General features: G+C 36.1%; 25 protein-coding genes. 14 read left to right on the forward strand and 11 right to left on the reverse strand.

Going from position 1 to position 25527, the window contains the following annotated elements:
• Nucleotides 1-90 precede the first annotated feature (90 nt).
• From FW778_RS05940 to apaG, 4 genes are all read left to right on the forward strand, one after another.
• Complete coding sequence (locus tag FW778_RS05940; protein WP_150413681.1) at nucleotides 91-465, forward strand: DUF4783 domain-containing protein; 375 nt, start codon at nucleotides 91-93, stop codon at nucleotides 463-465.
• Between the two features lie 96 nt (nucleotides 466-561).
• A complete protein-coding gene (gene nadC / locus FW778_RS05945; RefSeq protein ID WP_150413682.1) occupies nucleotides 562-1428 on the forward strand; it encodes a carboxylating nicotinate-nucleotide diphosphorylase in 867 nt (288 codons plus the stop codon).
• Between the two features lies 1 nt (nucleotide 1429).
• Nucleotides 1430-1768: a translation initiation factor gene (locus FW778_RS05950; protein ID WP_202552084.1), complete on the forward strand. Its 339-nt coding sequence runs from the start codon at nucleotides 1430-1432 to the stop codon at nucleotides 1766-1768.
• A 91-nt stretch (nucleotides 1769-1859) separates the two neighbouring features.
• Nucleotides 1860-2246, forward strand: coding sequence for a Co2+/Mg2+ efflux protein ApaG (gene apaG, locus FW778_RS05955; RefSeq protein WP_150413683.1), 387 nt, complete (start codon nucleotides 1860-1862; stop codon nucleotides 2244-2246).
• Here the strand turns inward: apaG and gldB are convergent.
• The gene (gldB, locus tag FW778_RS05960) at nucleotides 2243-3295 is read right to left on the reverse strand and encodes a gliding motility lipoprotein GldB (protein ID WP_150413684.1); all 1053 of its coding nucleotides are present in this window, start codon (nucleotides 3293-3295) and stop codon (nucleotides 2243-2245) included. The two genes, apaG and gldB, sit on opposite strands and share 4 nt — an antisense overlap.
• A gap of 81 nt (nucleotides 3296-3376) precedes the next feature.
• On the opposite strand from gldB, the gene FW778_RS05965 reads away from it, so the two are divergent.
• Nucleotides 3377-5059, forward strand: a complete 1683-nt coding sequence (locus FW778_RS05965; RefSeq protein ID WP_150413685.1) for an NAD+ synthase — start codon at nucleotides 3377-3379, stop codon at nucleotides 5057-5059.
• A 110-nt stretch (nucleotides 5060-5169) separates the two neighbouring features.
• Nucleotides 5170-6342 carry a thiolase family protein gene (locus FW778_RS05970; RefSeq protein WP_150413686.1) on the forward strand — a complete coding sequence of 391 codons (1173 nt, stop codon included), beginning with the start codon at nucleotides 5170-5172 and terminating at the stop codon, nucleotides 6340-6342.
• Nucleotides 6343-6391: 49 nt separating this feature from the next.
• Here FW778_RS05970 and FW778_RS05975 read toward each other — a convergent pair whose 3' ends face one another.
• Nucleotides 6392-7345, reverse strand: coding sequence for a DUF3078 domain-containing protein (locus FW778_RS05975; protein ID WP_150413687.1), 954 nt, complete (start codon nucleotides 7343-7345; stop codon nucleotides 6392-6394).
• 168 nt (nucleotides 7346-7513) lie between these two features.
• Here FW778_RS05975 and FW778_RS05980 point away from each other — a divergent pair, with 168 nt between their 5' ends.
• A complete protein-coding gene (locus FW778_RS05980; RefSeq protein ID WP_150413688.1) occupies nucleotides 7514-7825 on the forward strand; it encodes a hypothetical protein in 312 nt (103 codons plus the stop codon).
• A gap of 69 nt (nucleotides 7826-7894) precedes the next feature.
• Here FW778_RS05980 and FW778_RS05985 read toward each other — a convergent pair whose 3' ends face one another.
• The 5 genes from FW778_RS05985 to porX all read right to left on the reverse strand — a co-directional run bounded on the left by FW778_RS05985 (nucleotide 7895) and on the right by porX (nucleotide 12864).
• Complete coding sequence (locus FW778_RS05985) at nucleotides 7895-9034, reverse strand: acyl-CoA dehydrogenase family protein (RefSeq protein WP_150413689.1); 1140 nt, start codon at nucleotides 9032-9034, stop codon at nucleotides 7895-7897.
• Between the two features lie 77 nt (nucleotides 9035-9111).
• Nucleotides 9112-10065 (reverse strand): helix-hairpin-helix domain-containing protein, encoded by a 954-nt coding sequence (locus FW778_RS05990; RefSeq protein WP_150413690.1) that lies wholly within the window; start codon nucleotides 10063-10065, stop codon nucleotides 9112-9114.
• An 87-nt stretch (nucleotides 10066-10152) separates the two neighbouring features.
• Nucleotides 10153-10929, reverse strand: a complete 777-nt coding sequence (locus FW778_RS05995; protein WP_150413691.1) for an MBL fold metallo-hydrolase — start codon at nucleotides 10927-10929, stop codon at nucleotides 10153-10155.
• Nucleotides 10930-10973: 44 nt separating this feature from the next.
• The gene (locus tag FW778_RS06000; RefSeq protein WP_150413692.1) at nucleotides 10974-11249 is read right to left on the reverse strand and encodes a hypothetical protein; all 276 of its coding nucleotides are present in this window, start codon (nucleotides 11247-11249) and stop codon (nucleotides 10974-10976) included.
• Between the two features lie 52 nt (nucleotides 11250-11301).
• The gene (porX, locus tag FW778_RS06005) at nucleotides 11302-12864 is read right to left on the reverse strand and encodes a T9SS response regulator signal transducer PorX (RefSeq protein ID WP_150413693.1); all 1563 of its coding nucleotides are present in this window, start codon (nucleotides 12862-12864) and stop codon (nucleotides 11302-11304) included.
• Nucleotides 12865-13020: 156 nt separating this feature from the next.
• On the opposite strand from porX, the gene FW778_RS06010 reads away from it, so the two are divergent.
• The 5 genes from FW778_RS06010 (at nucleotide 13021) to FW778_RS06030 (ending at nucleotide 18238) form a co-directional block, all read left to right on the forward strand.
• Nucleotides 13021-14229, forward strand: coding sequence for an HD domain-containing protein (locus FW778_RS06010; RefSeq protein ID WP_150413694.1), 1209 nt, complete (start codon nucleotides 13021-13023; stop codon nucleotides 14227-14229).
• 47 nt (nucleotides 14230-14276) lie between these two features.
• Nucleotides 14277-15329, forward strand: a complete 1053-nt coding sequence (gene lpxD, locus FW778_RS06015) for a UDP-3-O-(3-hydroxymyristoyl)glucosamine N-acyltransferase (protein WP_150413695.1) — start codon at nucleotides 14277-14279, stop codon at nucleotides 15327-15329.
• Nucleotides 15330-15411: 82 nt separating this feature from the next.
• On the forward strand, nucleotides 15412-16830 hold the full coding sequence (locus FW778_RS06020) for a bifunctional UDP-3-O-[3-hydroxymyristoyl] N-acetylglucosamine deacetylase/3-hydroxyacyl-ACP dehydratase (RefSeq protein ID WP_150413696.1): 1419 nt from the start codon (nucleotides 15412-15414) through the stop codon (nucleotides 16828-16830).
• Between the two features lie 3 nt (nucleotides 16831-16833).
• The gene (gene lpxA / locus FW778_RS06025; RefSeq protein WP_150413697.1) at nucleotides 16834-17631 is read left to right on the forward strand and encodes an acyl-ACP--UDP-N-acetylglucosamine O-acyltransferase; all 798 of its coding nucleotides are present in this window, start codon (nucleotides 16834-16836) and stop codon (nucleotides 17629-17631) included.
• Entirely contained in the window at nucleotides 17621-18238 is a 618-nt protein-coding gene (locus tag FW778_RS06030; RefSeq protein ID WP_150413698.1) for an ABC transporter ATP-binding protein, read from the forward strand. The genes lpxA and FW778_RS06030 overlap by 11 nt, the downstream gene beginning before the upstream one ends.
• A gap of 1 nt (nucleotide 18239) precedes the next feature.
• Here FW778_RS06030 and FW778_RS06035 read toward each other — a convergent pair whose 3' ends face one another.
• Complete coding sequence (locus FW778_RS06035; protein WP_150413699.1) at nucleotides 18240-19454, reverse strand: alanine dehydrogenase; 1215 nt, start codon at nucleotides 19452-19454, stop codon at nucleotides 18240-18242.
• A 37-nt stretch (nucleotides 19455-19491) separates the two neighbouring features.
• Nucleotides 19492-19908, reverse strand: coding sequence for a tRNA (adenosine(37)-N6)-threonylcarbamoyltransferase complex ATPase subunit type 1 TsaE (tsaE, locus tag FW778_RS06040; protein ID WP_150413700.1), 417 nt, complete (start codon nucleotides 19906-19908; stop codon nucleotides 19492-19494).
• Between the two features lie 141 nt (nucleotides 19909-20049).
• Between tsaE and FW778_RS06045 the strand changes: the two genes are divergently transcribed.
• On the forward strand, nucleotides 20050-21963 hold the full coding sequence (locus tag FW778_RS06045; protein WP_150413701.1) for a RecQ family ATP-dependent DNA helicase: 1914 nt from the start codon (nucleotides 20050-20052) through the stop codon (nucleotides 21961-21963).
• Nucleotides 21964-22380: 417 nt separating this feature from the next.
• Here FW778_RS06045 and FW778_RS06050 read toward each other — a convergent pair whose 3' ends face one another.
• Complete coding sequence (locus FW778_RS06050; protein ID WP_150413702.1) at nucleotides 22381-23931, reverse strand: helicase HerA-like domain-containing protein; 1551 nt, start codon at nucleotides 23929-23931, stop codon at nucleotides 22381-22383.
• Nucleotides 23932-24089: 158 nt separating this feature from the next.
• Here FW778_RS06050 and FW778_RS06055 point away from each other — a divergent pair, with 158 nt between their 5' ends.
• Nucleotides 24090-24788 carry a response regulator transcription factor gene (locus tag FW778_RS06055; protein ID WP_150413703.1) on the forward strand — a complete coding sequence of 233 codons (699 nt, stop codon included), beginning with the start codon at nucleotides 24090-24092 and terminating at the stop codon, nucleotides 24786-24788.
• Nucleotides 24789-24801: 13 nt separating this feature from the next.
• On the opposite strand, the gene FW778_RS06060 is transcribed toward FW778_RS06055, so the two are convergent.
• Nucleotides 24802-25503, reverse strand: coding sequence for an RsmE family RNA methyltransferase (locus tag FW778_RS06060; RefSeq protein WP_150413704.1), 702 nt, complete (start codon nucleotides 25501-25503; stop codon nucleotides 24802-24804).
• Nucleotides 25504-25527 lie beyond the last annotated feature (24 nt).

A 25527-nucleotide genomic window follows, 5' to 3' on the forward strand; every position in this document is an offset into this window, starting at 1 on the left:
AGGAGAATATTATCATTATTTTTTAATTAAGAAATATTTTTTATGTTGGCACGTTTTTAGACAAGCATATATTAACCAATAAATTTTATTATGAAAAATTTTTTACTTTCTGTGGCTTTATTGGTAAGTATCAGTTCTTTTATATCGCCATCGTTTGATGATGTTGTAAAAGCCTTAAAAGCGGGAGACGCTTCTCATCTTGCTACATATTTCGACAATACGATAGAAATTACGCTTCCCGGAAAAAGCAATTCATACAGCAAGAGCCAGGCAGAATTGGTGTTGCACGATTTCTTTGCTTCGAATACTGTAAAAGATTTTGAAATTCTTCATAAAAGTGACAATTCGGGATCTCAATATTGTATCGGAAATTTGAAAACAATCAATGGCACTTTTCGTACAACAGTTTTTATGAAGCAAAAAGGTACTACAGAAGTTTTACAAGAACTGCGCTTCGAAAAATAAAAAGTTAATTTAATAGATCATAATGAACCTGACAATCGCCGGGGTTTTCATTTTACGACCGTTCAGCTTTCAACTGCATGTTATACTTTTGTTTTTATGAATCACCCTGAGACTTTTGGAGAAAAACTCCACCAGCTTATTGAAAATGCGTTAGCAGAAGATATTGGAGACGGCGATCATACTACGCTTGCATGCATTGATCCCAAAGCAAAAGGAAAAGCAATTCTAAAAATAAAAGATAACGGGATATTAGCCGGCATAGACGTAGCGGAGAAAATATTTTCTTATTCGGATTCAACTTCAATTTTAAAAAAATTTAAACAGGATGGTGATGAAATCCAGCCAGATGAAATTGGATTTGAAATAGAAGCAAAAATTTATACCATACTTACCTGTGAGCGCCTTGTTCTTAATTGCATGCAACGCATGAGCGGTATTGCTACACTTACAAAAAAATATACCGATAAATTAAAAGGGTATCACACCAAATTACTGGATACAAGAAAGACAACTCCCAACTTCAGGCTATTAGAAAAAGAAGCAGTAAGAATTGGCGGCGGTTATAATCACAGGTTTGGGCTTTATGATATGATTATGCTAAAAGATAACCATATAGATTATTGTGGTGGCCTTGAACCCGCTATTACAAAAGCATGGCGGTACGTCCAGGAAAAAAAACCGGGATTAAAAATAGAAGTTGAAACCCGCAGTATTGAAGATGTAAAAAAAGTTATACGCATAGGAAAGGTTGATAGAATTATGTTAGATAATTTTTCTGTTAATGAAATTAAAGAAGCGCTTACTTTAATTGATGGCGCTTACGAAACAGAAGCAAGTGGCGGAATTAATTTCCAAAACATAGAATCGTATGCTGCTACGGGCGTCGACTTTATTTCAAGCGGTGCAATTATACATCAGGCTAAAAGTTTAGACTTAAGTTTAAAAGCAGATATAATACAATAATATGACGAAGAAAAAGTTATATAATATGGATAGCATCGTTTATTCTACCGACACAAATTTTAAGCCGGGAGAAAAAACCGAAGATGAGACTCTACCCGTGAATGAGCAATTGCTGAAAGTGAGACTGGACGCCAAACACCGCGGAGGAAAGCTGGTTACCTTAATTGAAGGATTTTCAGGGAAAGAAGCTGACCTGGAAAAATTGGGCAAACAATTAAAATCTTTTTGCGCCACCGGCGGCTCAGTAAAAAACAGCGAAATAATTATTCAGGGCGATAACAGGGAAAAGATTTTACAATGGCTGATTAAAGCAGGATATAGGAAAACAAAAAGATTATAAATCCTGCTATTGAACTATTAAAAAAATAACGTGAGAAATATCTTTAGTATATTTTACCGAGTTTTGATAACTTTATAATCAACCACCAGATATGATTTCCAAAATATCAGAGGGCGTTAAAATAAGTGTTGAAACATTTTATCAGCCTGAGTATAGCAATCCTGTTACAAACGAATTTATGTTCGCTTACCGGATTACCATAGAAAATAATAATCCCTTTCCGGTGCAATTATTAAGAAGGCATTGGTATATTTTCGACAGTAATGCCGAACATCGCGAGGTGGAAGGTGAAGGTGTTATTGGAGTACAGCCTCATATAAATCCGTCTGAAAAATACCAGTATGTGAGTGGCTGTAATTTAAGAAGTGAAATAGGTAAAATGCATGGCATCTATTTTATGGAAAACAGCAATAACAAAAAAACATTTCTTGTCAATATTCCCGCTTTTGAAATGATAGTTCCTCTAAAATTGAATTAACTCCTCGGCTTGTATTTTGCTTTGGTATAAATTTCGCTTGCATCAGTTTTCATAATATCCTGCAAAGTGGTTTCAGGAAATTTTTCCAAATATCGTTTCACAATTTGCATCCCGGTAAACGTTCCTATGTTGCCCGGCGAGTCTTCTCCAAGTTCTTGTGTTTTTGGGCTTTCACCAATATAATTTTTTATGATGTTTTGTTCTGCATTATTCAGCAGGTCATTGTTTAAAAAGAAATCCCAAATTACGGCCTCATTTTTATAACAGTCCTTTAGTTGTTTTTCAGTATAACCAAAACAAATGTATTCGGGTGTATTGGGCAAAAATTTAGTGAGCAGATAAATCCTTTTTCCCTTTTCAACCATCTGTTCAATCAGGGGCTTGCCGTTTGTATTATCCGGATATAAATCGTCGATGATATTTCGCATACAGTTAACCGTTATATGTTTCTCATCAAAATTGTTGGCAAGGTAATCCGGGTATTGCTCCTCTCCTTCCCGACTCTTATATAGTGAATAATTTTTACCCATGTGAAGTTGCAAACCTATTCCAAGCCCTTCCGAAGTAAGCACATCACCTTGCGTTCCAAAAGATGTTTCAAAATTTGCATTGATGGGGCCAATAAAAGTTATTAAAAACTGCGGCAATTTATATTGAGGGAAATAATATTTTACAAACTGCAATGCATTTTTTATCTCACTGGTTTCTTTACTGAAATCTTTATACATCAAATCTGATGAATCTTTGACGGGCCTGTAATCGTGAATAAATAAACGAATGGCACTGTCTTGTTCATTTCCCGGAATTAATAAACTATCCATATCGAGGCCAAGAATATTCTCAACAAAATCAGGGGTAAACTTGGGATATTTTTGTAGCAGCGAGTTCATAGATGCCGCAATGTTCAAAGTATCTATTGAAAAAAAATCCCGTTCATATCTTTTAGTTTCAAGGTTTACTTTTATACCAGATACATCAGGAATATTTTTATTGCTTCTGCAGGATAAACAAAAAATAACACAAGACAGTAGGATGAATAATCTCTTCATTCAACAAATAAAAGAAAAAAAATTGTAGAGCATATGTTAATTGAAAAAACCTTTGAAATTTTATTCTGCTAATTTTGCAATATGAAAATTATTCTTTCGCAGCAAAATTATCACATCGGCAATTTCGAAAGTAATACTCATAAAATTATTGAAGCCATAAAATCGGCAAAAACGAAAAATGCTGATCTTATTGTTTTCAGCGAAATGAGTATCTGCGGCTATCCCGCAAGAGACTTTGTTGACTTCTCTGATTTTATAAATAAATGCTATCAGAGCATTGATGTTATTAAAGAATATGCTGATGATATTGCGGTAATAGTTGGCGCTCCCGATCGCAACCCTGTAAAAGAAGGTAAAGATCTTTTTAATGCAGCCTTTTTTCTTTATAACAAACAAATACAAAACGTCGCTCACAAAACTTGTCTGCCTACTTATGATGTGTTTGATGAGTATCGTTATTTTGAGCCAGCCTATAACTGGAATGTAATAGAATTTAAAGGGAAAAAAATTGCACTCACTATTTGCGAAGATATTTGGAACCTTGGTGATAATCCGTTGTACCGTATTTGTCCAATGGATATTTTAATGAGCCAGCAGCCCGATGTTATGATAAACATTTCTGCATCGCCTTTTGATTATACTCATATTGAAGACCGCAAAGCTGTTATTAAGGCCAATGTTTTAAAATATAAACTTCCACTTATTTATTGCAATGCAGTCGGCAGCCAAACTGAAATTGTATTTGATGGCGCATCCTTGGTTTTCGACAAAGACGCCAATTTGTGTCACCAGCTTCCTCAATTCAAAGAAGACATTGCCGAAGTAATTCTTAATGATAATGGAACGATAGAATCTGCCGTCATTGAACCTGCGCTGACAGGCCCCGTAGAGCAACTGGATACTTTATATTATGTGCCGTCTCTTAATATTTCACAAGTGCATGATGCAATTATTTTAGGCATCCGCGACTATTTTTTTAAAATGAAATTTACCAAAGCTATTATTGGAAGTAGTGGCGGGATCGACAGCGCAGTAACGCTTGCGCTTGCGTGCAAGGCATTAGGTAAAGAAAACGTGAGAGCAATTTTAATGCCTTCTGAATTTTCAACTTCTCATTCAGTGAAGGATGCTGAACAGCTAAGTAAAAATCTGGGCAATCCCTATGATATCATTTCTATAAAAAATATTTACGATCAGTTTATACAAGACCTTGAACCTTACTTTAAAAACTTGCCATTTAGCATTGCTGAAGAAAATATTCAAAGCCGCACAAGAGGAAATTTATTAATGGCACTTGCCAATAAGTTCGGATATATTTTATTAAACACTTCCAATAAAAGTGAACTGGCAACGGGTTATGGAACGTTATATGGCGATATGGCCGGGGGGCTTGGCGTAATTGGCGATTGTTATAAAACACAAGTGTATGAGCTTGCAAAATTTATTAATATTGAAAAAGAAATAATTCCATTAAACATCATCACAAAGGCACCTTCTGCAGAATTGAGGCATGAACAAAAAGACAGCGACAGTTTACCGGAATATGATATCCTCGATAAAATTTTATACCAGTACATTGAAAAAGTGAAAGGCCCCAATGAAATAAAAGCTCAGGGTTTTGATGCGGCTCTTGTTGACAGGATTTTAAGCATGGTAAATAAGAATGAATATAAAAGAAACCAATTTTGTCCAATCATTCGTGTTTCTCCAAAAGCTTTTGGAGTAGGAAGAAGAGTGCCGATTGTTGCTAATTATTTAAATTGATTTTTAATAATACCAGGGATGCAAACATTTATTTAAACATTTCTTTTTGCGAGATAAGAATTAATTTGCTTCACACTTTTATCAGTAAACAGAGAACAACAAAAAAATTTATGGAAGCATATATCATAGCAGGTTACAGAACAGCAGTCACCAAATCAAAAAAAGGTGGTTTCAGATTTTATCGCCCTGATGATTTAGCAGTTGATGTTATTAAGGGCTTACTGGCAAGCGTACCCGAACTAGATAGTAAAAAAGTAGATGATCTTATTGTAGGTAACGCTGTACCTGAAGCTGAGCAAGGCTTACAAGTTGGCAGAATGATAAGCGTAAGAGCGCTGGGAATAGAAGTTCCGGGCATGACAGTTAACCGTTATTGTGCAAGCGGATTAGAAACGATTGCTATCGCTACAGCAAAAATAAGAACCGGAATGGCAGATTGCATTATTGCTGGCGGAACAGAAAGCATGACTATGGTTCCTACCTCGGGATGGAAAACGGTTCCTGCTTATTCTGTGGCATCAGAAACCCCTGATTATTATTTAGGAATGGGATTAACTGCTGAAGCAGTTTCAAAAGAATACCATGTAAGCCGTGAACAACAGGATGAATTCAGTCTGCATTCGCATCAAAAAGCCATGAATGCAATTACTAACGGTTATTTTAAAAGTGGTATTCTTCCGATGCCTGTTGAAGAAATTTATGTTGATCAAAATAATAAGAAACAAAAGAGAACTTTCGTTGTAGATACTGATGAAGGCGTGCGTGCAGATACATCAATGGAAGCGCTTGCAAAACTAAAACCTGCATTTGCTTTGGGTGGCACTGTTACCGCAGGTAATTCTTCACAAACCAGCGATGGCGCAGCTTTTGTAATTGTAATGAGTGAAAAAATGATGAATGAATTAAAATTGAAACCAATTGCACGTTTGGTACAATGTGTAAGTGCAGGAGTTCATCCACGTGTTATGGGCATCGGCCCTGTAGAAGCTGTCCCAAAAGTTTTGAAGCGTGCCGGAATGAATTTATCTCAAATAGATTTAATAGAATTGAACGAGGCTTTTGCTTCACAAGCGTTAGCAGTTATTAAAACATTAGAACTTGATCCGGCCAAAGTAAATATCAACGGTGGTGCAATTGCTTTAGGGCACCCGCTTGGATGCACCGGCGCAAAACTAACGGTACAAATTATTAATGACATGAAACGTCTTGATAAGAAATATGGAATTGTAACTGCATGTGTTGGCGGCGGCCAGGGCATTGCGGGGATTATTGAAAATTTGTAAAAAGACCTATCCCAACACTTTCCTCAAAGGAGAAGGAACTTATCTAAGATTATAACTTCACACCCAATCCAGCTGCCAATAGTGACTTTAACTGTAAAGCAGGAGAATCATGATTTGGACCAAATAGTTTTACATCATCATCGTAGATTAAACTAAGGCTAAGGCTTGCCGTTAGTAATCTAGAAAGTTTAGCCGTGAATATATTGTTCATCATCACATCGACCTTCTGTGGATTATGCTCATAATTTGAAAACAGATCAAGCCTTCCATTGTAAGTAATGGTTTTATTCAGATCAGTTAAATAAGTCATACTCGCAAATGCACCAAGTACATTTTTAACTTTTTTGCCGGGAGTTACACCATATGTTCCTTTGGCAGACAAAGTATCATTGTTTACAATCGTCCATCGTGATGTAACAGGCGATACGAAAATGGACAATCCTTTAACAGGTTTATAATTTAATCCAAAGCTCACTAGAAGGTAAGCCGGCGCAAGAAAGTCAGATAAAAGATCTTTAGTGCCATCGCTTTTGTAATTGTAGCCTTTTGAAAATTGAGAATGGAAATTAAATAATGCTGCTGCATCTAATTTTGGGCTCAATGCATATCCAAATTTTGATAACAAATCTATCCGGTCATCATTTTTTCTGGTGCCAAGACTTGTTGTGTTTACCAAACCATAATTAAAATCTATTGTATTATCCCAACTGTACTTGTCTTTTTTATAAAATGAATAGAAACCAAGATAAGAAGCTATGGATAAAGAAAAATCATCTCCGCCGGCAGCCCAGTTACTTTGGCTTCCCTGACCTAAATTCAGATTGAAGAGTCCCCCGGTTTTCCATGCTTTCCCACTGTCAATTTTTTCCTTTTTAATTTCTTTCATCGCTTTGGCCAGCATGTCTTTTACAGTTTGATCCTGCGCTGAGACATTGTTATAAATTACTACAGTAAATACGATTAAAAAAGTTTTGCAAAACCAAAAACAATAATTTTTTTTCATGAGGATTACGGATAGTTATTGATAAGTATACGAAAACAAAAATAGCCAACTATTTCTTTTTATATTTTTCGGTTTCAATAAATAGTAATGTTAATACTCGCTGAATGTTTTAACATAAAATACATATTTTGTGGTACAAATAATTTAATAATAATTAAAAAATTAATCATGGAAGAGTTAATCCAAAAATTACAGAGTATACATGGTCTTACTGCGGAGCAATCCCACAGCATTCTAGGAACCATAGCGGGATATATAAAAGAAAAATTTCCAATGGTGGCCGGAGCAATAGACAATATTATTCCTACCGGAAATGCTACTACGGCTAACACGCAGGCGACGTCCACCGCCACTACCCAAGACAGCGGGGATCTTTTAGATAAAATTTCAGACTTTATTCCAGGAGCAACCGGCGAAAAGATTGAAGAATTTGCAAAGGATAAATTAGGAGGTTTTTTCGGAGGGAATAAAGCGGTATGACTATAAAACTTTTAAGTACCAAAGCCGGAAATAAAATTCCGGTTTTTTATTTTCATCCACTCTTAAAAGTCATTTTAAAGTTTCTCTTGCTATAACTATTTTTTGTATTTCGCTCGTTCCTTCCCCAATGGTACATAATTTACTATCGCGATAAAACTTTTCGACTGGGAAATCTTTGGTATAACCATAACCGCCAAAAATCTGAACGGCGTCGGTTGCAACTTTCACAGCAATCTCACTGGAATAATATTTTGCCATTGCTGCTTCTTTGGTAACATTTTCCTTATCCATCTTGAGTTCACAAGCGTGATTAATTAATAACTCTGCGGCCATAATTTCAGTAGCCATATCTGCAAGCTTAAAAGAAATTGCCTGGAACTCGGAAATTGGTTTTCCAAACTGGTGCCGCTCTTTTGCATATTGCACGGAAGCTTCATAAGCTCCTTTGGCAATTCCTAAACCAAGTGATGCTATTGAAATACGTCCGCCATCGAGCACATACATTGCCTGTTTAAAGCCGTCGCCAATATTTCCCATCCTTGCCGAATCAGGAATGCGGCAATCAGTAAAAATCATTTCTGCAGTTTCACTTGCACGCATTCCCAATTTATTTTCCTTCTTGCCTCCGGCTAAACCTTTTGTCTCACGGGGTACTATAAACGCAGTCGAATTATCTCTCGTATGTGGTTCTCCTGTTCTGCAAATAACTACTGCAACATCGCCGCTTTTACCATGCGTAATCCAGTTCTTTGTCCCATTAATGAGCCATTCATCCCCATCTTTTTGTGCAACACATTGCATGTTGCCCGCGTCGCTTCCAGTATTTGGCTCAGTTAATCCCCATGCACCAATATACTCGGCTGTTGCCAACTTAGGCAAATAGTTTCTTTTTTGTTCTTCATTAGCAAAAGAAAGTATGTGGCCCGTGCATAACGAATTATGTGCGGCCAGCGACAAACCAATAGAACCGCAAACTTTGGCAATTTCCTGGATAACATTACTATATTCAATATAACCTAAACCGGCCCCACCGTATTCTTCCGGCACCAGCACACCCATCATTCCAAGCTTTCCCAGTTCTTTAAATATATGAACAGGAAATTCCTGGGATTCATCCCATTCCATTACATGCGGTTTAATATATTGTTGGGCAAAATTTCTCGCTGTATGTACAACCTGTTCCGTAAGTTCGGTATGTTTGAAATCCATTTTCTTAATTTAATGAGTTGCAAGATAAATTAAATAAACAAATACTAACAGTTGTTAGTTTTACAAAAACAAAGGATCTATTGAACTGTTAAATAAGGCTGAATCTTATTAAATATTTCTTCGGTAACCAACATTATTTTTCGAATTTCTTCAACAGATTTAAAATTTCCATGTTGTTGCCGGTATTGATAAATTGCGTTGGCTATATTATACCTCAGGTACGGTTGAGCTTTCATTTCATCTACAGAAGCTGTATTGATGTTTATTTGTTTAACAGGATTGCTACCTATTACCAACCTCGGCTTAATCTTTTGGAAAGTGGAATCAGGAAGAAGGTAAGTTTCTGCAACCTGGTCAACGGAATAGAATCCACCGAGTTTATTTCGGAAAGCAATAATTCTCTGAGCTAATTTACTTCCTATTCCCGGAAGGCTAATAAGTGCGGTTGTATCGGCAACGTTTATATCAATAAGCAAGGTTGATTTCGCAGAAAAAGATTTACTTGCCGGATATTCTGCTTTTTCAAAAGTATATTTTTTATTAGTATTTTTAATACTAACGTATGGGATTAAACGCTGTGCATCATTTGGAGATAAACCCCATATCTTTTTAATATCTTCTGGTTTATAAAATTTGCCCCCTTTTGAGATATAATTTTGAATAGTATGAATTGTTTTTTCTCTTATACCTAATCTCTTCCAATCATCCTGCGATGCAGTATTAGGATCAAAATAAAAAGTCTCGGTCTTTGTTACTGCATATTTTTTTTCTTCGGATAACGAATGATCATCATTAAATTGGTCATCAAAATTTCTTGCATACATCTTATCTTTTACAGAATCATTTTTTGTAGAATTTAGCCGGGCAATTTCATTTTTATAATCACTATAATTATATTGGTTTTGAGGTATAACCATGGAATACAAGAAAGGAACTAATGCAAAGAATAAAATCAGCGTAACTATAATTATGGTTCCCCTTCTTTCCTTTCTGGTAAAAATGAAGTAGTTATTTAGAAACTGTTTCCACATTTAATTTTTTAAGGTAAAATACTCAATTAAATGAATTAATCAAATGTCGAAAGCAGGGAGCAGAAATTATAAAATTAAGATTCAACATTAAAATTGGAGTTGCAATCCATCGTATGCCAATTGCCTGTGAGGCTTAAGTTCGTAATTGATCTCTTCGTGTGTGCCAAGCTGGTGGCTTATATGCGTGAAATAAACATTGGGTATCTCCATTTCATCTACAAGCTCCACTGCCTCCTGTAAATTAAAATGCGAAATATGTGAATCCTTCCGAAGCGCATTTATAACAACCGTATCGCTTCCAATAATTTTTTGTTTTTCTTCATCGTCAATTCTGTTGGCATCAGTAATGTAAGCAAACTTACCAAATCTGAACCCAAGAACCGGCATCTGCAAATGATAAACAAGAATGGGCGTAACAGGAATATCACCCACTATAAAAGTTTTATCAGTTATCGTATGCATCGTTACACTTGGAACACCGGGATATCTTTTATCCGCAAAAATGTAGCTGAATTCTCTTTTCAATGCTTCCTGGGTTAATTCATTTGCATAAATATCCATTGGTTTATTTTGAAAATAATTAAAGGCTTTTACATCATCGAGCCCTGCTATATGATCCTTATGCGGATGGGTAAAAATAACGGCGTCCAACTTTCTTACATTCGCCCTAAGCATTTGTGTACGAAAGTCCGGCGTGGTATCAACTACCAAAGTTGTTCTGCTGCTCTGAACCAAAATGCTGCTTCGTAAACGCTTGTCTTTTTCATCAGGAGAGGAACAAACATAACAACCACAAGCTATCATAGGAACTCCGCCACTGGTGCCTGTACCGAGGAATGTAATTTTTATTTCAGGATAATTCACGTACCCAAAGCTAAAAAATATAAAGAGAATTTTAGGAAAGATGTTTACTTCTCCAATGTTTCGTTTTTCAGAATGACTTCATCATACATTTTTTGAGAGTCTTTTGTAAGCATGTCGTAGTTTACATTTAAAGATGGGATAAGATCCATCAAAGTATTTATTCTTCCTTCAGGATTTAAAAATTTATTGAGCACAACTACCTTTTTATCTTCAAGAATACAATAACCACTTTGGAAAGAGCCGCGTTCGTAACGAACAATGTAGCCGCATTCATCCAAAATATTTTCTAATTTTTTTAATGTAGTTTGATTGTATTTCATGTAAGCAAATCTAATAAATTAAACCGTTTTATTTTTCCTTCGCGGTTAAGGGCTACACTTTGGTAGTCATTCGTATTACAGGTATTATCATTTCTTCAAGACTTACACCACCATGTTGAAAAGTATTGCGGTAATAATTTGCAAAATGATTGTAATTGTTAGGATAACATAAATATCCATCCTGCTTTGCAAAAATGAAAGATGAATTTACATTCGGAACAGGCAAACCAGCTTGCCGTGGGTCGCGAAAGGCCAATACTTCTTTTGCTTCGTAGTTTAAGTTACGGCCATGTTTGTAGCGAAGATTAGCGGTGGTTTGTTTATCACCCACAACTTTTTGAGGAGAATTTACTCGTACACTTCCATGATCGGTGGCAACAATTAAATTCAATTTTTTATCAGCGATTTTCTTTAATGCCTGGTGCAATGGCGAATGCTCAAACCATGATGCAGTAAGGCTTCTGTAACTCACTTCATCTGCAGCAAGTTCCTTTAATACTTCCATTTCCGTACGGGCATGACTAAGCATATCAACAAAATTGTAAACAATAATACTTATGTCATTACTCAATAGATTGTGCACGTTATCTACTAATTTTTGCGCATCCTGGTGGTTAGTTATTTTAGTGTAAGAATATTTGAGGTCATCTTTACGAAGCTTTTTTAACTGGGCCTTGAAAAAATCCTGTTCAAATAAATTTTTGCCTCCTTCTTCATCATCATTCTTCCATTCAGTTGGAAATTGTTTTTCAATATCTATTGGAAGCATGCCCGCAAAAATTGCGTTGCGACTGTATTGTGTTGCTGTAGGTAAAATTGAATAAAAAGTTTCTTCTTCGTGTATGCGAAAGTTTTCCGAAAAGATTGGCTGGATAGCTTTCCATTGATCGAAGCGAAGATTATCTATTAACAAAAAAATGGTAGGAACGCCGCTTTTTTCAACATGAGGAAACACTTTATACTTCATCAATGTGTGGCTCATTATCGGCGACTGAGCTGCAGGATTGGTTACCCAGTCAGAATAATTTTTTGAAATGAATTTAAAAAATTCAGTATTGGCTTCATTTTTTTGCGATTGAAAAACTTCCTGCATTTCCGGACTATCGCTTTTTTTCATTTCCAGCTCCCAATACACAAGCTTTTTATAAATATCCATCCATCCGTTATAATCAGGATTATCATTAAGCGCCATAAATAAATCCCTGAATTGCCTTTGATATGCCGACGTTGTTTTTTCTGCTACCAACCTCCTGTTGTCAACTATTTTTTTTAGCGAAAGCCATACCTGGTTTGGATTTACCGGCTTTATTAAATAATCAGTTATTTGCGAACCAATGGCTTCGTCCATTAAGTTTTCTGTTTCATTTTTAGTTATCAGAACTATGGGGACCTGGGAGTTTATCTCTTTTATTTTTTGCAAAGTTTCCAGGCCGGTAATACCCGGCATGCTTTCATCCAACAATACCACATCTACAATATTGTCTTTCACATAATCAATTGCATCGAATCCATTACTCAACGATTTTACTTCGTAGCCTTTATTTTCCAAAAACATAATTTGAGATTTCAGGCTTTCCATCTCATCATCTACCCATAAAATTTTTGCTGCACTCATTTATAATTTTTTACCAGATATTGTATAATAAACTTTTTTCGCACTGATAAATCATCACTGAACATACCAGGGCGCGATTCTTACAAATGTAATTTATTCCCTCCCCAAAAATTACCTTTGCAAATTCGCATTATCATTTTAACAATTTAAAAATAGATGGCGTACAGAAAAATAATCAATGACCCGGTTTATGGTTTTATAACTGTTGACGACGAGTTGGTTTATACAATTATATCGCATCCTTATTATCAACGTTTGCGGCGCATTCACCAAATGGCCATGGCTCAATTGGTTTATCCCGGGGCTGTTCATACGCGTCTGCATCATTCTTTGGGCGCTTATCATTTAATGTGTAACGCCATAAAAGAACTCAAAGGAAAAGGATTTTCAATTTCGGCAGAGGAAGAGCAGGCCGCAAAAATTGCAATTCTTCTTCACGACATTGGCCATGGGCCTTACTCGCATGCACTAGAACAGGTTTTGATAAAAAACGTAAGCCACGAAAAAATATCGTTGATGCTGATGGAGAAAATGAATGCAGAATTATCTGGCAAATTGGAAATGGCTATAGATATTTTTAAAGATGATTATCCTAAAAAATTTCTTCACCAGTTAGTAAGCGGCCAATTAGATGTTGACCGCATGGATTATTTAATTCGGGATAGTTTTTTTACGGGTGTAAGTGAAGGTGTTATTGGTTACGACCGCATAATTAAAATGCTTACCGTGCATGATGGCGAGTTAATGATAGAGGAAAAGGGGATTTATTCCATAGAAAAATTCTTAGTATCACGCAGGCTTATGTATTGGCAGGTTTACCTGCATAAAACAGTATTATGTGCAGAAAAGATGTTGGTTAATATTATCAAAAGGGCAAGAATTGTAAACGCCCAGGCGCTTTCAGGAGCTTTTAATAATTTTTTGCACAAAGAATTTAAAGAGGAAGAAATTGAAAACCACCTGGACGATTTTTGCATGGTTGATGATTACGATGTTCTTTCTGCAATAAAAAGCTGGGCACTTCATCCTGACAAAATTTTATCCGTTCTTTGCAAGGGAATTATCAATCGAAGGCTTCTTAAAATAAAATATTCTGGAACTATAATTGATGATAATGTGGTAAAAGAAAAAACAGAATTAGCAATCCAGTACTTTAAGATTAGTAATGACGAGGCCCGGTATCTAGTATTTACTGGCGAAACCGGGAACAAGACTTATAGCAACAAGGACGAGCATATAAATATTTTATTTAAAGATGGAACAATTAAAGATATTTCAGAAGTGGATAATGCTCTAATAAATCAAACATTATTTGGCACGGTAAAAAAATTTTACATTTGTTTTCCAAATATGGAATTATTGTAGTTTAACCTTTAAATAAATTGATCGTCTGTATAGATAGATAAAGAATTATGGAGTTTACCGCAAAGCAAATATCTTCCCTTATAAATGGGGAAATTGAAGGCGATCCTGTTGTTACAGTTTCATCTTTTGGGAAACTTGAAGGTGCAGAGCCGGGGCAGCTTGCATTTCTTGCCAATCCCAAATACGAAGAATTTTTGTACTCCACAAAAGCGTCTATCATAATTATTAATAACACACAGCAGGTAGAAAAAAAAGTGAATGCTACGCTCATTCGCGTACCTGATGCGTATTCAGCTTTCGCAATTATTTTAAGTGCTTACGAACAAATGGCCAAAGCCAATCTTACAGGAATTCAACAACCCGTCTATATTTCAGATACTGCAAGTTTGGGTGAAAATATTTTTATTGGGGCATTTACCTATATCGGAAATAATGTAAGAATCGGCAATAATGTAAAGCTTTTTCCGCAAGTTTATATCGGAGATAATGTTACTATTGACGATGATTCCATTTTGTTTCCTGGAGTAAAAATTCAACATGATTGTGTAATAGGAAAAAATGTAACCATCCACGCCGGCTCTGTTATTGGCGGAGATGGATTTGGTTTTGCACCACAGCAAGACGGAAGCTTTAAAAAAGTTCCACAAATAGGAAATGTTATAGTAGAAGATAATGTTGAAATAGGCGCCAATGCTACAATTGACCGGGCAACCATTGGTTCTACTTTAATAAAATCAGGAGCCAAGCTTGATAACCTTATACAAATTGCCCATAACGTTGAAGTAGGCAACAATACTGTAATAGCGGCCCAATCGGGTATTAGTGGAAGCACTAAAATAGGTAACAATGTAATGATAGGGGGACAGGCAGGAATTGTAGGGCATTTGCAAATTGCAGACGGAAGCAAAATAAATGCGCAAAGTGGCGTAAGCAAATCTATTAAAACACCCAATACAGCCGTTACTGGATCTCCGGCTTTTGATTATTCCCATGCTCTCCGCAGCCAGATATTAAATCGTAATCTTCCAGAGTTGGAAAAAAGAATTAAAGAATTGGAGCAAATTGTAGAACGCCTTAGTAATGAGAAGGTGACAGAATAAGAAATTTTTTTTAAACAAAATTTTAAAGTCCCGCTTTAGGCCGGTAATTTTTAAAAGCAATAGTTTTCATACTTTCGTATCCATGGAATCATCGAATCCTAAAGAGGAATATTTTCAGCATACTATAAAAGAAGAAGTCGTTATTTCAGGTGCCGGTATTCACACGGGGCAGTCTGTAACAATGCGCATAAAGCCTGCAGCAGCTAATACCGGGATTAATTTTCAAAGAACAGACCTTCCGGGCAAACCAGTTGTAAAGGCTGATGTTGATAATGTAATAGAAACCAACCGTAGCACAACTATAGAAAGTAACGGGGCAAGAGTGGGAACAATCGAGCACCTGATGGCAGCTCTTACCGGGATGCTTATTGATAACGTGCTTATAGAAATTGATGGGGAAGAAGTACCTATTCTTGATGGTAGCTCACAGCTTTTCATTGAATATCTGTCCGAAGCAGGTATTCAAAAACAAAACGCACAAAAAATCTATTATAACATTCAGCATAACATAAATTTTGTTGATGATGACAAAAAAGTAGAGATGGTAGCGTTACCTTATGATGGATACCGCATCAATACTCTTATCGATTTTAATTCACCGGTTTTGGGGACACAACATGCCGATCTAAAAAATATCGGAGATTTCAAAAAAGAAATTGCGCCCAGCAGAACTTTTTGTTTTTTTCATGAACTCGAACTTCTTATTGCCAATGACCTTATAAAAGGTGGCGATATTAATAATGCAATAGTGGTGGTTGACAAACCAGTAACTGGCGACCAGGTTGATCGCATATCGAAAATATTTCATAAAAACGATGTAAAGGTTAGTGAAGCCGGCATCTTAAACAATCTTACTTTGCGTTTTCCCAATGAACCCGCAAGGCATAAGTTGCTCGATGTTGTTGGCGACCTGGCTCTCGTTGGCTATCCGTTTAAGGCACACATTATCGCAAACAGGCCCGGTCATTCTTCAAATATTAAGTTTGCTAAAAAAATAAAAGAACATATAAAGAAGTATAAGCATAGGCAGGATATTCCCAAATACGATCCCAATCTGCCACCGTTACTTGACATCCAGGAAATAGAAAGAACTCTTCCACACAGGTATCCTTTTTTAATGGTTGATAAAATAATTGAACTCACCGAAACTCATGTGGTCGCAATAAAAAATGTAACTTATAATGAGCCTTTTTTCCAGGGACATTTTCCCGGCAATTCTGTAATGCCTGGTGTATTGCTGGCAGAAGCTCTTGCACAGGCAGGAGGATTTATAGCAATTCCCAGGAATTCTCCTGATAAATATGATACTTATTTTCTTAAAATTGATAATTGCAAATTCAAACAAAAAGTAGTTCCCGGTGATACACTAATTTTAAAAATGGAATTACTACATCCGATAAGAAGAGGGATTTGCGAAATGAGAGGAACAGTATATGTTGGAGATAAAGTAGTTACTGAAGCCATTTTAATTGCTCAAATAGTAAAAAGACCCAAAGCCTGATTTATGATTAGTCCTCTTGCTCATATTCATCCTGCAGCGCAGATAGGTAATAATGTAAAGATTGATCCTTTTGTAGTTATAGAAGAAGGAGTGGCAATTGGTGAAGGTACCCACATAATGGCTCATGCAGTTATTATGAAAAATACTATTGTAGGAAAATCATGTAGTATTTTTCCCGGAGCTGTTCTGGGCGCTATTCCGCAAGACTTAAAATTTGACGGAGAAGAAACATTTGTTGAAATTGGAGACAATACAACCATCAGGGAATGTGTAACTGTAAATCGCGGTACAAAAGATAAATGGAAAACCAAGGTTGGCAGTAATTGTTTATTGATGGCCTATTGCCATATAGCTCACGATTGCGTTTTGGGAGATCATGTGATCATCGCTAACTCTGTACAACTCGCTGGCCACGTAGAAATAGGAGACTATGCTATAATTGGTGGTATGGCGGCCGCAATTCAATTTTCAAAAATAGGTGCCCATTGTTACATCGCAGGCGGCACTGAAGTAATAAAAGACGTTCCACCTTATATTAAAGCAGGGCGTTCACCACTAAGTTACGTTGGCGTAAATTCTGTTGGGCTACAAAGGAGAGGGTTTAATTCAGAAAAAATAAACAGCATACTTGAAATTTATCGCAACATTTATATGCGTGGATTAAATATTACTCAGGCAACTGAGTTTATCGAAAAAGAACTACCGGATTCGGAGGAAAAGACCGAAATTTTGAAATTTATAAGAGACAGTAAACGAGGCATCCTAAAAGTGTCTTCGAAAGAAATTATTGATGAAAATTAGCCTGAACAATCTCGGCAAGCGCTATAACAGGGACTGGATTTTCCGCAATCTTAGTTTTCAATTTGATAATAACAAACATTATGCAATTACCGGACCTAACGGTTCAGGTAAATCAACATTGCTTCAGATTATTGGCGGTTCAACTATTCATAATGAAGGAGAAATATTCTACCAGCAATCCGATAAAAATATTAAACCGGAAAAAATATTTAAAAAAATTTCTTTTGCTGCGCCTTACCTTGAAGTAGTAGAAGAAATGACGCTTACAGAGTTCTTCACCTTCCACCAAAAGATGAAAGGATGCATTTCTTCAATTGATACAAAGGAAATTATTTTTGCCCTCGGCCTTGAAAAATCTTCGCATAAGCAAATACGTTATTACAGCAGCGGAATGAAACAAAGAGTAAAACTTGCCCAGGCAATTTTTAGCGATGTAGCTGCAGTATTATTGGATGAACCACTTACTAACCTGGATAATGAAGGAATTTTATTGTATCATTCGCTGATAAAAAATTATTGCAATAATCGCCTGGTAATTGTTAGCAGCAATGACAAAAATGAATACAGCTTTTGTGAAGAAACGATCGATATGCTAAGTTATAAATAGCTTACCTGCTGCTGGCAATCAATAAATTCAAGTCAGTAAATTTCAAATCAAAACGTTCACTGAGTTGAAAATTGGTAAGTGCTCCCCTGAATAAATATATTCCACTCCTGATATTTATTTTATACCAAACCAGGTTTTCAACTCCGCCTTCATCAGCCATTTCCAACAACAATGTCATTAAAACATTGCTTATAGATTGTGAAGCTGTGCGTGCAAAACCGCTTGGAATATTTGGAACACAATAATGAATTACGTCATATTTTCTAAATACAGGATCTTTATGAGAAGTAATAGACGAAGTCTCGAAACAGCCGCCATGATCAATACATACATCTACAATTACACTCCCCGGGCGCATTCTGCTTACCATTTCTTCAGTAACAACAAGAGGTGTCCGTCCTCCGTAAGAAGATAAAGCGCCCACCGCAACATCGCAGGTTTTCAATTGCTTTGCCAAAATTCCAGGTTCTATAACGGAAGTATATAAGCGCACTCCTATATTATTTTGCAATCGTTTTAAACGATAAATACTATTGTCAAAAACCTTTACACTTGCTCCCATTGCCAGCGCTGTTCGTGCAGCCTGCTCTCCTACAATACCTGCACCTATAATAATAACTTTGGTTGGAGGGATACCCGAAATTCCGCCAACAAGCACTCCTTTACCATTATTTGCATTGCTAAGGTATTGGCCGGCGATCAACATAACTGCGCTGCCCGCAATTTCACTCATGCTACGAACAATTGGGTTGTGGCCACTGTCATCTTTTAAATTCTCAAAGCTTAAGGCAGTAATTTTTTTGTTCATCATCTCTGCAAGAATATGCTGTTTCATCGCTGCGAGATGGATTGGAGATATTATAAACTGATGAGGCTTTAACAAGTTCAGTTCATCTTCGCCAACAGGTGCACTTTTTACAAGGATATCGCATTCAAAAACCTCCTTTTTGCTTTTAGCAATTTTAGCTCCTGCTTCGCTATAATCCCTGTCTGAGTAACTGGCTCCTTCCCCTGCTTTACTTTCCATAACAACGCGATGGCCATTGGCAACCAATACACTTACTGCTTCGGGAGTAAGCGCAATTCGGTTTTCCTGGAACGAAGTTTCTTTAGGAATACCTATAAATAATTCAACTCCTTTCGGCTTCACATCCAGCGTCTCTTCCAGGGTTTCATATTTAAAGGAGGGTGAAACAAAAGGTTTTGATGTTGCCATTTTTGATTTCTATTAAAGAGAATATAAAAATAATTTTTTATTGGGGAAGTTGAACAATCAATTTTCTAACGCTATTAGAAACTGTTTTTAACGATGCATAAACAGTTTCGCCGGGAAATAGTGACATCGCTTTCTCAGGCCATTCAACCAGGCATAAATTTTTACTCTGCAAACAGTCTTCTATTCCTGCTTCAATAGCTTCTTCAATACTTTTAATGCGGTAAAGATCCATGTGGTAAATAATGATGCTGTCAGAATAATATTCCTGGATTATAGAGTACGTAGGACTTGTAACGCTTTCATTTACCCCAAGTTGTTTGCATATTGCATTAATAAGTGTGGTTTTGCCTGCACCCAGTTCCCCGCTAAATGCTATTATTTTATATTTATCAAATAAAGAAATAAAATTGTTTGCAATGGTTTGAATATTATTAAGATCAAAAATAAATTCCATCAAAAGTATTTTTGTAAAAATAATACTTAAGAAGAGAGCGATTTTTTAAAAATGCAATCAATTTTAAATCTCCTTTATTTTCGACTGTATTTTTATAATATTAAATAAGTTACAAATCCTCAATATAGATTATAATAGTGTATGGAAAATGCGGTTGAAATTTTGAATAGATATTGGGGTTACGATACTTTCAGGCCTTTGCAGGATGAAATTATTAATTCGATCCTTACAGGACACGATACACTTGCATTAATGCCTACCGGTGGTGGAAAATCAATTTGTTTCCAGGTGCCCGCGATGATGAAGGAAGGATTGTGTTTGGTTATAAGTCCGCTGATCGCCTTAATGAAAGACCAGGTTGCAAACCTTAAACAAAAGGGTATTCCGGCGCTTTCAATTTACTCCGGGATGAGCTACGTAGAAGTTGTAAAAACACTTAAAAATGCGGCATATGGAAACTTTAAATTTTTATTTGTTTCACCGGAAAGGCTGGAAACAGAATTATTTCTTGAATATTTTTCTTCAATAAACATTAACCTAGTTGCGGTTGATGAAGCACATTGCGTTTCCCAATGGGGATATGATTTCAGGCCACCTTATCTTCGTATAGCAGCGATACGTGATTCATTAAGAAATGTTCCTGTTTTAGCGCTTACAGCGTCTGCAACAATTGAAGTGCAGAATGATATTTGCGACAAACTTAATTTTAAAAATAAATACAACAGGTTTCAGCAATCTTTTGAAAGAAGCAATCTTTCGTATAGTGTTTTTAATCCTTCTTCAAAACAAAATAAATTAATTGAAATCTTAAAAAAGGTTAAGGGCAGTGGCATTGTTTATTGCAAGACCCGCAGAAGAACCCGGGAAATTGAAGAACTGCTTAATACAAATGGCATAAAGGCAAGCCATTACCACGCAGGTCTTTCTAATGATTTACGCAACATAAGGCAGGAAGAATGGATCAATAATAAAACACGCATTATGGCTTGCACCAATGCTTTCGGAATGGGCATTGATAAACCAGACGTAAGAACAGTGATTCATTATGACGTGCCCGATGCTCTTGAAAATTATTACCAAGAAGCCGGACGGGCTGGAAGAGACGGCAAAAAGGCGTATGCAGTCTTACTTTTTAACCAACAGGAAATTAGTGATTTAAAAAAACAATCATCTATAAGATTTCCAGATATACCTACCATAAAAAATGTATATGCAGCTTTGGTTAATTATTTTCAATTGCCTTCAGGAAGTGGAGAAGACTTATCATTTGACTTTGATATAAATGACTTTGTAAAAAAATTTAACCTGAATGCCTTCACCGTAAATAATGTATTAAAAATTCTGGAGCAGGAAGAATTGATAAGTTATAGCGATCAGTTTTTTTTACCATCAACGGTTGTTTTTACAACGGAAAAGGCGGAGTTGGAATTGTTTGAAAAAACATATCCGCAATACGATCCTGTGATAAAAGGGCTTCTCAGGTCTTATGAAGGAATATTTGATTATCCATCGCCCGTTAATGAAACCAAGCTTGCAAAATTTATCTCTTTAAAAAAAGAAAAGGTTATTGCAGATCTTATTGAAATAAAAAAAATGGGTATAATAGATTATACTCCTCAAAAAGAAAATCCACAAATAAAATTTCTTCAAAACAGGGTTAATACATCTGACCTTATAATCAATCAACAAAATATTCTAAAAAGAAAAGACGCCTTTGAAAAAAGGCTACAAGCTATTTTAAAATATGTAAGAGAACAACATTCGTGCAGAAGTAAAATGCTTGCCGCTTACTTTAATGATTTAGATGTGAAGCGTTGTGGAATTTGCGACAATTGCCTGCATGAAAAAAATCCCGCGATTTCAAAAGAAGAATTTGAAAAGATAAAAGAGGGAATCAAGAATTCGATCACAGAGAAACCTTCGAGCTCAAAAGAATTGCTGCGTCAAATGCATGGCTTTAATCAAAATAAAATTCTTAAAGTTTTAAATTTTTTGCAGGAAGAAAATATAGTATCAATTACAGGGGATGGTTTTATTATAATGAAGCCCAATTAGCATTTACAAAAAGAAGCGAGGTACAAATCTAATCCTACTCTTGAAATGTAATATTCACAAAAAAACACGCGAGCTTGCGATAATGATCTTTAATGAGAAAAAAGGTAGAAGCCTTATCCCCGCAGAGATGCCCTATAAAATAAAAAAGGGACCCAGATAGAAATCTAGTCCCGCTTTAAAATCCAATATCCTATGAAAAACCGAGACGAAGATAGTATGGAAAATACTATTAAGCAAGATTTTTTAAGAGTATTTTTTAAAAATAAGGGTTTCTACTTTATAAACTTATTTAATGGTAGTTTTTGTTGAGTACTAGGCCAATACGAAATGATTTACTTAAATACGTTTAAATAAACCGTTAGGAGGTTGCATGGCCCTGCGACCTTGTTCTTATGCAACTCGGGTTTAAATCTCCAATTAAAACCAACTTTTTGATGAGCTTCTGGTTCGTCCGCCAAGGCCCAGGGAACCCAATAAACTTCTGACAATTGTTGTCCCGGCTGTTCTCATCATGCTTTTTACTATTGTATTATTGGCCACTTTCTCCAAGGTGCTTTCTTCAGGCTTAGCTTGTTTCAATGAAGCAGTAGCATTAGCCTGGGTATTCGCAGCGGCCTGCTGTAATTTAGCCGTTAGCATTTCGTAGGCGCTACTGGTATTAATTACCTGGTTGTATTTTGCCACTAACTTGGAATGATTCACTATACCATCAATTTCCGCGTCTGTGAGCACATCCATTCTACTTCTAGGTGTACACATCATTACATGCGCCAAGGGTGTAGGAATTCCTTTTTCATTTAAAATTGTAACTAACGCTTCACCAATTCCCAACTGGGTAATCAGGTCTTCCGTTTTATAAAAAGTTGTCTCAGGATAATTTTGAGCAGTTTGTTTTATTACGGTTCTGTCCGCTGCCGTAAAGGCTCTTAAAGCATGTTGTATTTTTAAGCCTAACTGGCCCAGCACACTCGCAGGTACATCCATTGGGTTCTGCGTACAAAAATAGATTCCTATTCCTTTGGACCGTATCAACTTAATGATCGTATCAATTTCTTCCAGCAAAGCTTTACTGGCTTCCTGGAAAATAAGATGTGCTTCATCAATGAAAATAATGAGCTTGGGTTTATCAAGATCACCTTCTTCAGGGCAAACGGCATATAGCTCGGCAAGCATTTGCAGCATAAAGGTTGAAAACAACTTAGGCCTGTCCTGAAGATCAGTCACCCTTAAAACACTAATCATACCGCGGCCATCATCGCTAATGCGCATTAAATCTTCTACTTCAAAACTTTTCTCTCCAAAAAAAACATCAGCTCCCTGTTGTTGCAATTCAATCACTTTGCGTAAAATTGTTCCGGTAGATGTTGTTGAAATATTTCCATATGTAGCCTGCAATTCTGCTTTTCCTTCGTTGCCTACATATTGCAACACTTTAATAAAATCTTTCAAATCTAGTAGTGGAAGTTTATGGTCATCGCAATACTTAAATATCATGGCAACCACACCACCTTGCGTGTCGTTCAATCCTAAAATTTTAGTAAGAAGTACCGGGCCAAATTCAGAAACTGTAGCTCTTAGCCTTACGCCTTTTTGCTGACTTAGCGTTAGTAAGTCAACAGGAAAAGTACAGGGCTTATATTCCATCTTTAAGCTTTGATAACGTGCTGTAATTTTATCATTGATGGTTCCGGCAGCAGCAATCCCGCTTAGATCTCCCTTAATATCCATCAATAACACAGGAACACTTGCATCACTTAACCCTTCTGCAATCATTTGGAAAGATTTTGTCTTTCCACCACCTGTTGCACCCGCTACAAGCCCATGCCGATTCATTGTTTTCAGTGGCAGAAATATTTCCGCTTCCGGTATAACCTCACCATCAAGCATAGCCGCACCAATTTTTATAGTTTCCCCTTTAAACGTGTACCCGTTTTTAATCGCGGTAATAAATGCATCTTTATTTGACATTTGATAATCTTTTTTGAAAGTTACAAACTCAAAATGAAAATGATAAGAATGTTTTAACTTTTTAAGTAACCAATTTGCTGTAATTAGCAGTCGTATATAAATTATGTAAATCAATTTAACAAAAACTAAATACCTTTATTAAGAATAAAAAAATGATTATGGAGAGTAAAAAACCTAAAATTCTAATTTGTGAAGACGATCCAAATCTTGGAATGGTCTTAAAAAATTACCTTGAACTTAATGACTATGATGTTGTATTGGAAAGAGATGGAAGGCTTGGTCTTGCTGCCTTTCAACGTGAAAAGTTTGATATATGTCTGCTCGATGTTATGATGCCAAATATGGATGGCTTTACAGTTGCAGAAGAAATAAGGAATGTTGATCCTGATATGCCTTTGTTCTTTTTATCTGCAAAAACGATGAAGGATGACATTATTAAAGGATATAAACTTGGAGCAGATGATTATATAACAAAGCCGTTTGACAGTGATGTACTCTTACATAAGATAAAAGCGATTTTAAAACGTAACGAAGAATTGCATCGCGAAGAAGCCAATGCAGAGTATGATTTGGGACAATATCATTTTAATCCAAGGTTGCGCCAGTTAGGCGTTGGTAAAGATGTTCAGACATTATCGCCAAAAGAAAATGAATTGCTGAAAATGCTCTGTGAATATAAAAATGATTTGTTACCCAGGGAAACAGCTCTTAAAAAAATATGGGGAAGTGATACTTATTTTAACGGGCGTAGCATGGATGTTTATATTGCCAAACTTCGCAAATATTTAAAAAATGACCCGAGCATTGAAATTGTAAATATTCACGGAAACGGATTCAGGCTCGTTGTACAAGAGTAATACAACTTACAAATTATCTATTTAAAAGCAAGACCGCAGCAACGATGCCTGCGGTCTCTGTTCTTAATCTCGTTTCTCCAAGGCTAACGGGGATATAATTATTTTGGATTGCATTCGAAATCTCATCTGCCGTAAAATCCCCTTCCGGGCCAATTAAAATTAATTGATCTTCCTTTGAAACCACTCTATCACTGAAACGTTGTTTTCCATCATCAACACAATGTGCAATAAATTTATTTTGATGACGGGTATCATTTATTATCGTATTAAACTTTACAGGTTCATGCAATACGGGTAGCCAAGCCTGTTGCGACTGTAACATTGCACTTACAATAATATTCTTCATTCTATCGTATCTGAGATGCTGCTTTTCCGTGCGTTCGCAAATAAGTGGAATAATTTCAGATACGCCGATTTCAGTAGCCTTTTCTAAAAACCATTCAAAACGATTTGTATTTTTTATGAGTGAAATTCCTATACTCACTCTGGCACTGTGTTTTGGTCTATCAGCTTTGTTTATAATTTGTACTTCGGCATTTTTTTTATTGGCATTTATTACAGTGGCAGTAAGCAGTTGTCCTTTACCGTTAGTAATAAGAAGATTTTCATTTTCGTGCATACGCAATACCTGCACAATGTGTTTTGAAGTCTCTTCTTTCAATATGAAATTTCCTTCAACAGGCAGATTTTCTTCAAAAAAAAATGGCAATTCCATCGCAATAAGATATTATTGAAAACC

Source organism: Ginsengibacter hankyongi (assembly GCF_008710285.1).
Lineage (GTDB): Bacteria > Bacteroidota > Bacteroidia > Chitinophagales > Chitinophagaceae > Ginsengibacter > Ginsengibacter hankyongi.

Excerpts from the sequence above, each read along its gene's own strand:
- FW778_RS05940 (WP_150413681.1), top strand. The coding sequence starts at position 91 with ATGAAAAATTTTTTACTTTCTGTGGCTTTATTGGTAAGTATCAGTTCT.
- nadC (WP_150413682.1), top strand. The coding sequence starts at position 562 with ATGAATCACCCTGAGACTTTTGGAGAAAAACTCCACCAGCTTATTGAA.
- FW778_RS05950 (WP_202552084.1), top strand. The coding sequence starts at position 1,430 with ATGACGAAGAAAAAGTTATATAATATGGATAGCATCGTTTATTCTACC.
- apaG (WP_150413683.1), top strand. The coding sequence starts at position 1,860 with ATGATTTCCAAAATATCAGAGGGCGTTAAAATAAGTGTTGAAACATTT.
- gldB (WP_150413684.1), bottom strand. The coding sequence starts at position 3,295 with ATGAAGAGATTATTCATCCTACTGTCTTGTGTTATTTTTTGTTTATCC.
- FW778_RS05965 (WP_150413685.1), top strand. The coding sequence starts at position 3,377 with ATGAAAATTATTCTTTCGCAGCAAAATTATCACATCGGCAATTTCGAA.
- FW778_RS05970 (WP_150413686.1), top strand. The coding sequence starts at position 5,170 with ATGGAAGCATATATCATAGCAGGTTACAGAACAGCAGTCACCAAATCA.
- FW778_RS05975 (WP_150413687.1), bottom strand. The coding sequence starts at position 7,345 with ATGAAAAAAAATTATTGTTTTTGGTTTTGCAAAACTTTTTTAATCGTA.
- FW778_RS05980 (WP_150413688.1), top strand. The coding sequence starts at position 7,514 with ATGGAAGAGTTAATCCAAAAATTACAGAGTATACATGGTCTTACTGCG.
- FW778_RS05985 (WP_150413689.1), bottom strand. The coding sequence starts at position 9,034 with ATGGATTTCAAACATACCGAACTTACGGAACAGGTTGTACATACAGCG.
- FW778_RS05990 (WP_150413690.1), bottom strand. The coding sequence starts at position 10,065 with ATGTGGAAACAGTTTCTAAATAACTACTTCATTTTTACCAGAAAGGAA.
- FW778_RS06000 (WP_150413692.1), bottom strand. The coding sequence starts at position 11,249 with ATGAAATACAATCAAACTACATTAAAAAAATTAGAAAATATTTTGGAT.
- porX (WP_150413693.1), bottom strand. The coding sequence starts at position 12,864 with ATGAGTGCAGCAAAAATTTTATGGGTAGATGATGAGATGGAAAGCCTG.
- FW778_RS06010 (WP_150413694.1), top strand. The coding sequence starts at position 13,021 with ATGGCGTACAGAAAAATAATCAATGACCCGGTTTATGGTTTTATAACT.
- lpxD (WP_150413695.1), top strand. The coding sequence starts at position 14,277 with ATGGAGTTTACCGCAAAGCAAATATCTTCCCTTATAAATGGGGAAATT.
- FW778_RS06020 (WP_150413696.1), top strand. The coding sequence starts at position 15,412 with ATGGAATCATCGAATCCTAAAGAGGAATATTTTCAGCATACTATAAAA.
- lpxA (WP_150413697.1), top strand. The coding sequence starts at position 16,834 with ATGATTAGTCCTCTTGCTCATATTCATCCTGCAGCGCAGATAGGTAAT.
- FW778_RS06030 (WP_150413698.1), top strand. The coding sequence starts at position 17,621 with ATGAAAATTAGCCTGAACAATCTCGGCAAGCGCTATAACAGGGACTGG.
- FW778_RS06035 (WP_150413699.1), bottom strand. The coding sequence starts at position 19,454 with ATGGCAACATCAAAACCTTTTGTTTCACCCTCCTTTAAATATGAAACC.
- tsaE (WP_150413700.1), bottom strand. The coding sequence starts at position 19,908 with ATGGAATTTATTTTTGATCTTAATAATATTCAAACCATTGCAAACAAT.
- FW778_RS06045 (WP_150413701.1), top strand. The coding sequence starts at position 20,050 with ATGGAAAATGCGGTTGAAATTTTGAATAGATATTGGGGTTACGATACT.
- FW778_RS06050 (WP_150413702.1), bottom strand. The coding sequence starts at position 23,931 with ATGTCAAATAAAGATGCATTTATTACCGCGATTAAAAACGGGTACACG.
- FW778_RS06055 (WP_150413703.1), top strand. The coding sequence starts at position 24,090 with ATGGAGAGTAAAAAACCTAAAATTCTAATTTGTGAAGACGATCCAAAT.
- FW778_RS06060 (WP_150413704.1), bottom strand. The coding sequence starts at position 25,503 with ATGGAATTGCCATTTTTTTTTGAAGAAAATCTGCCTGTTGAAGGAAAT.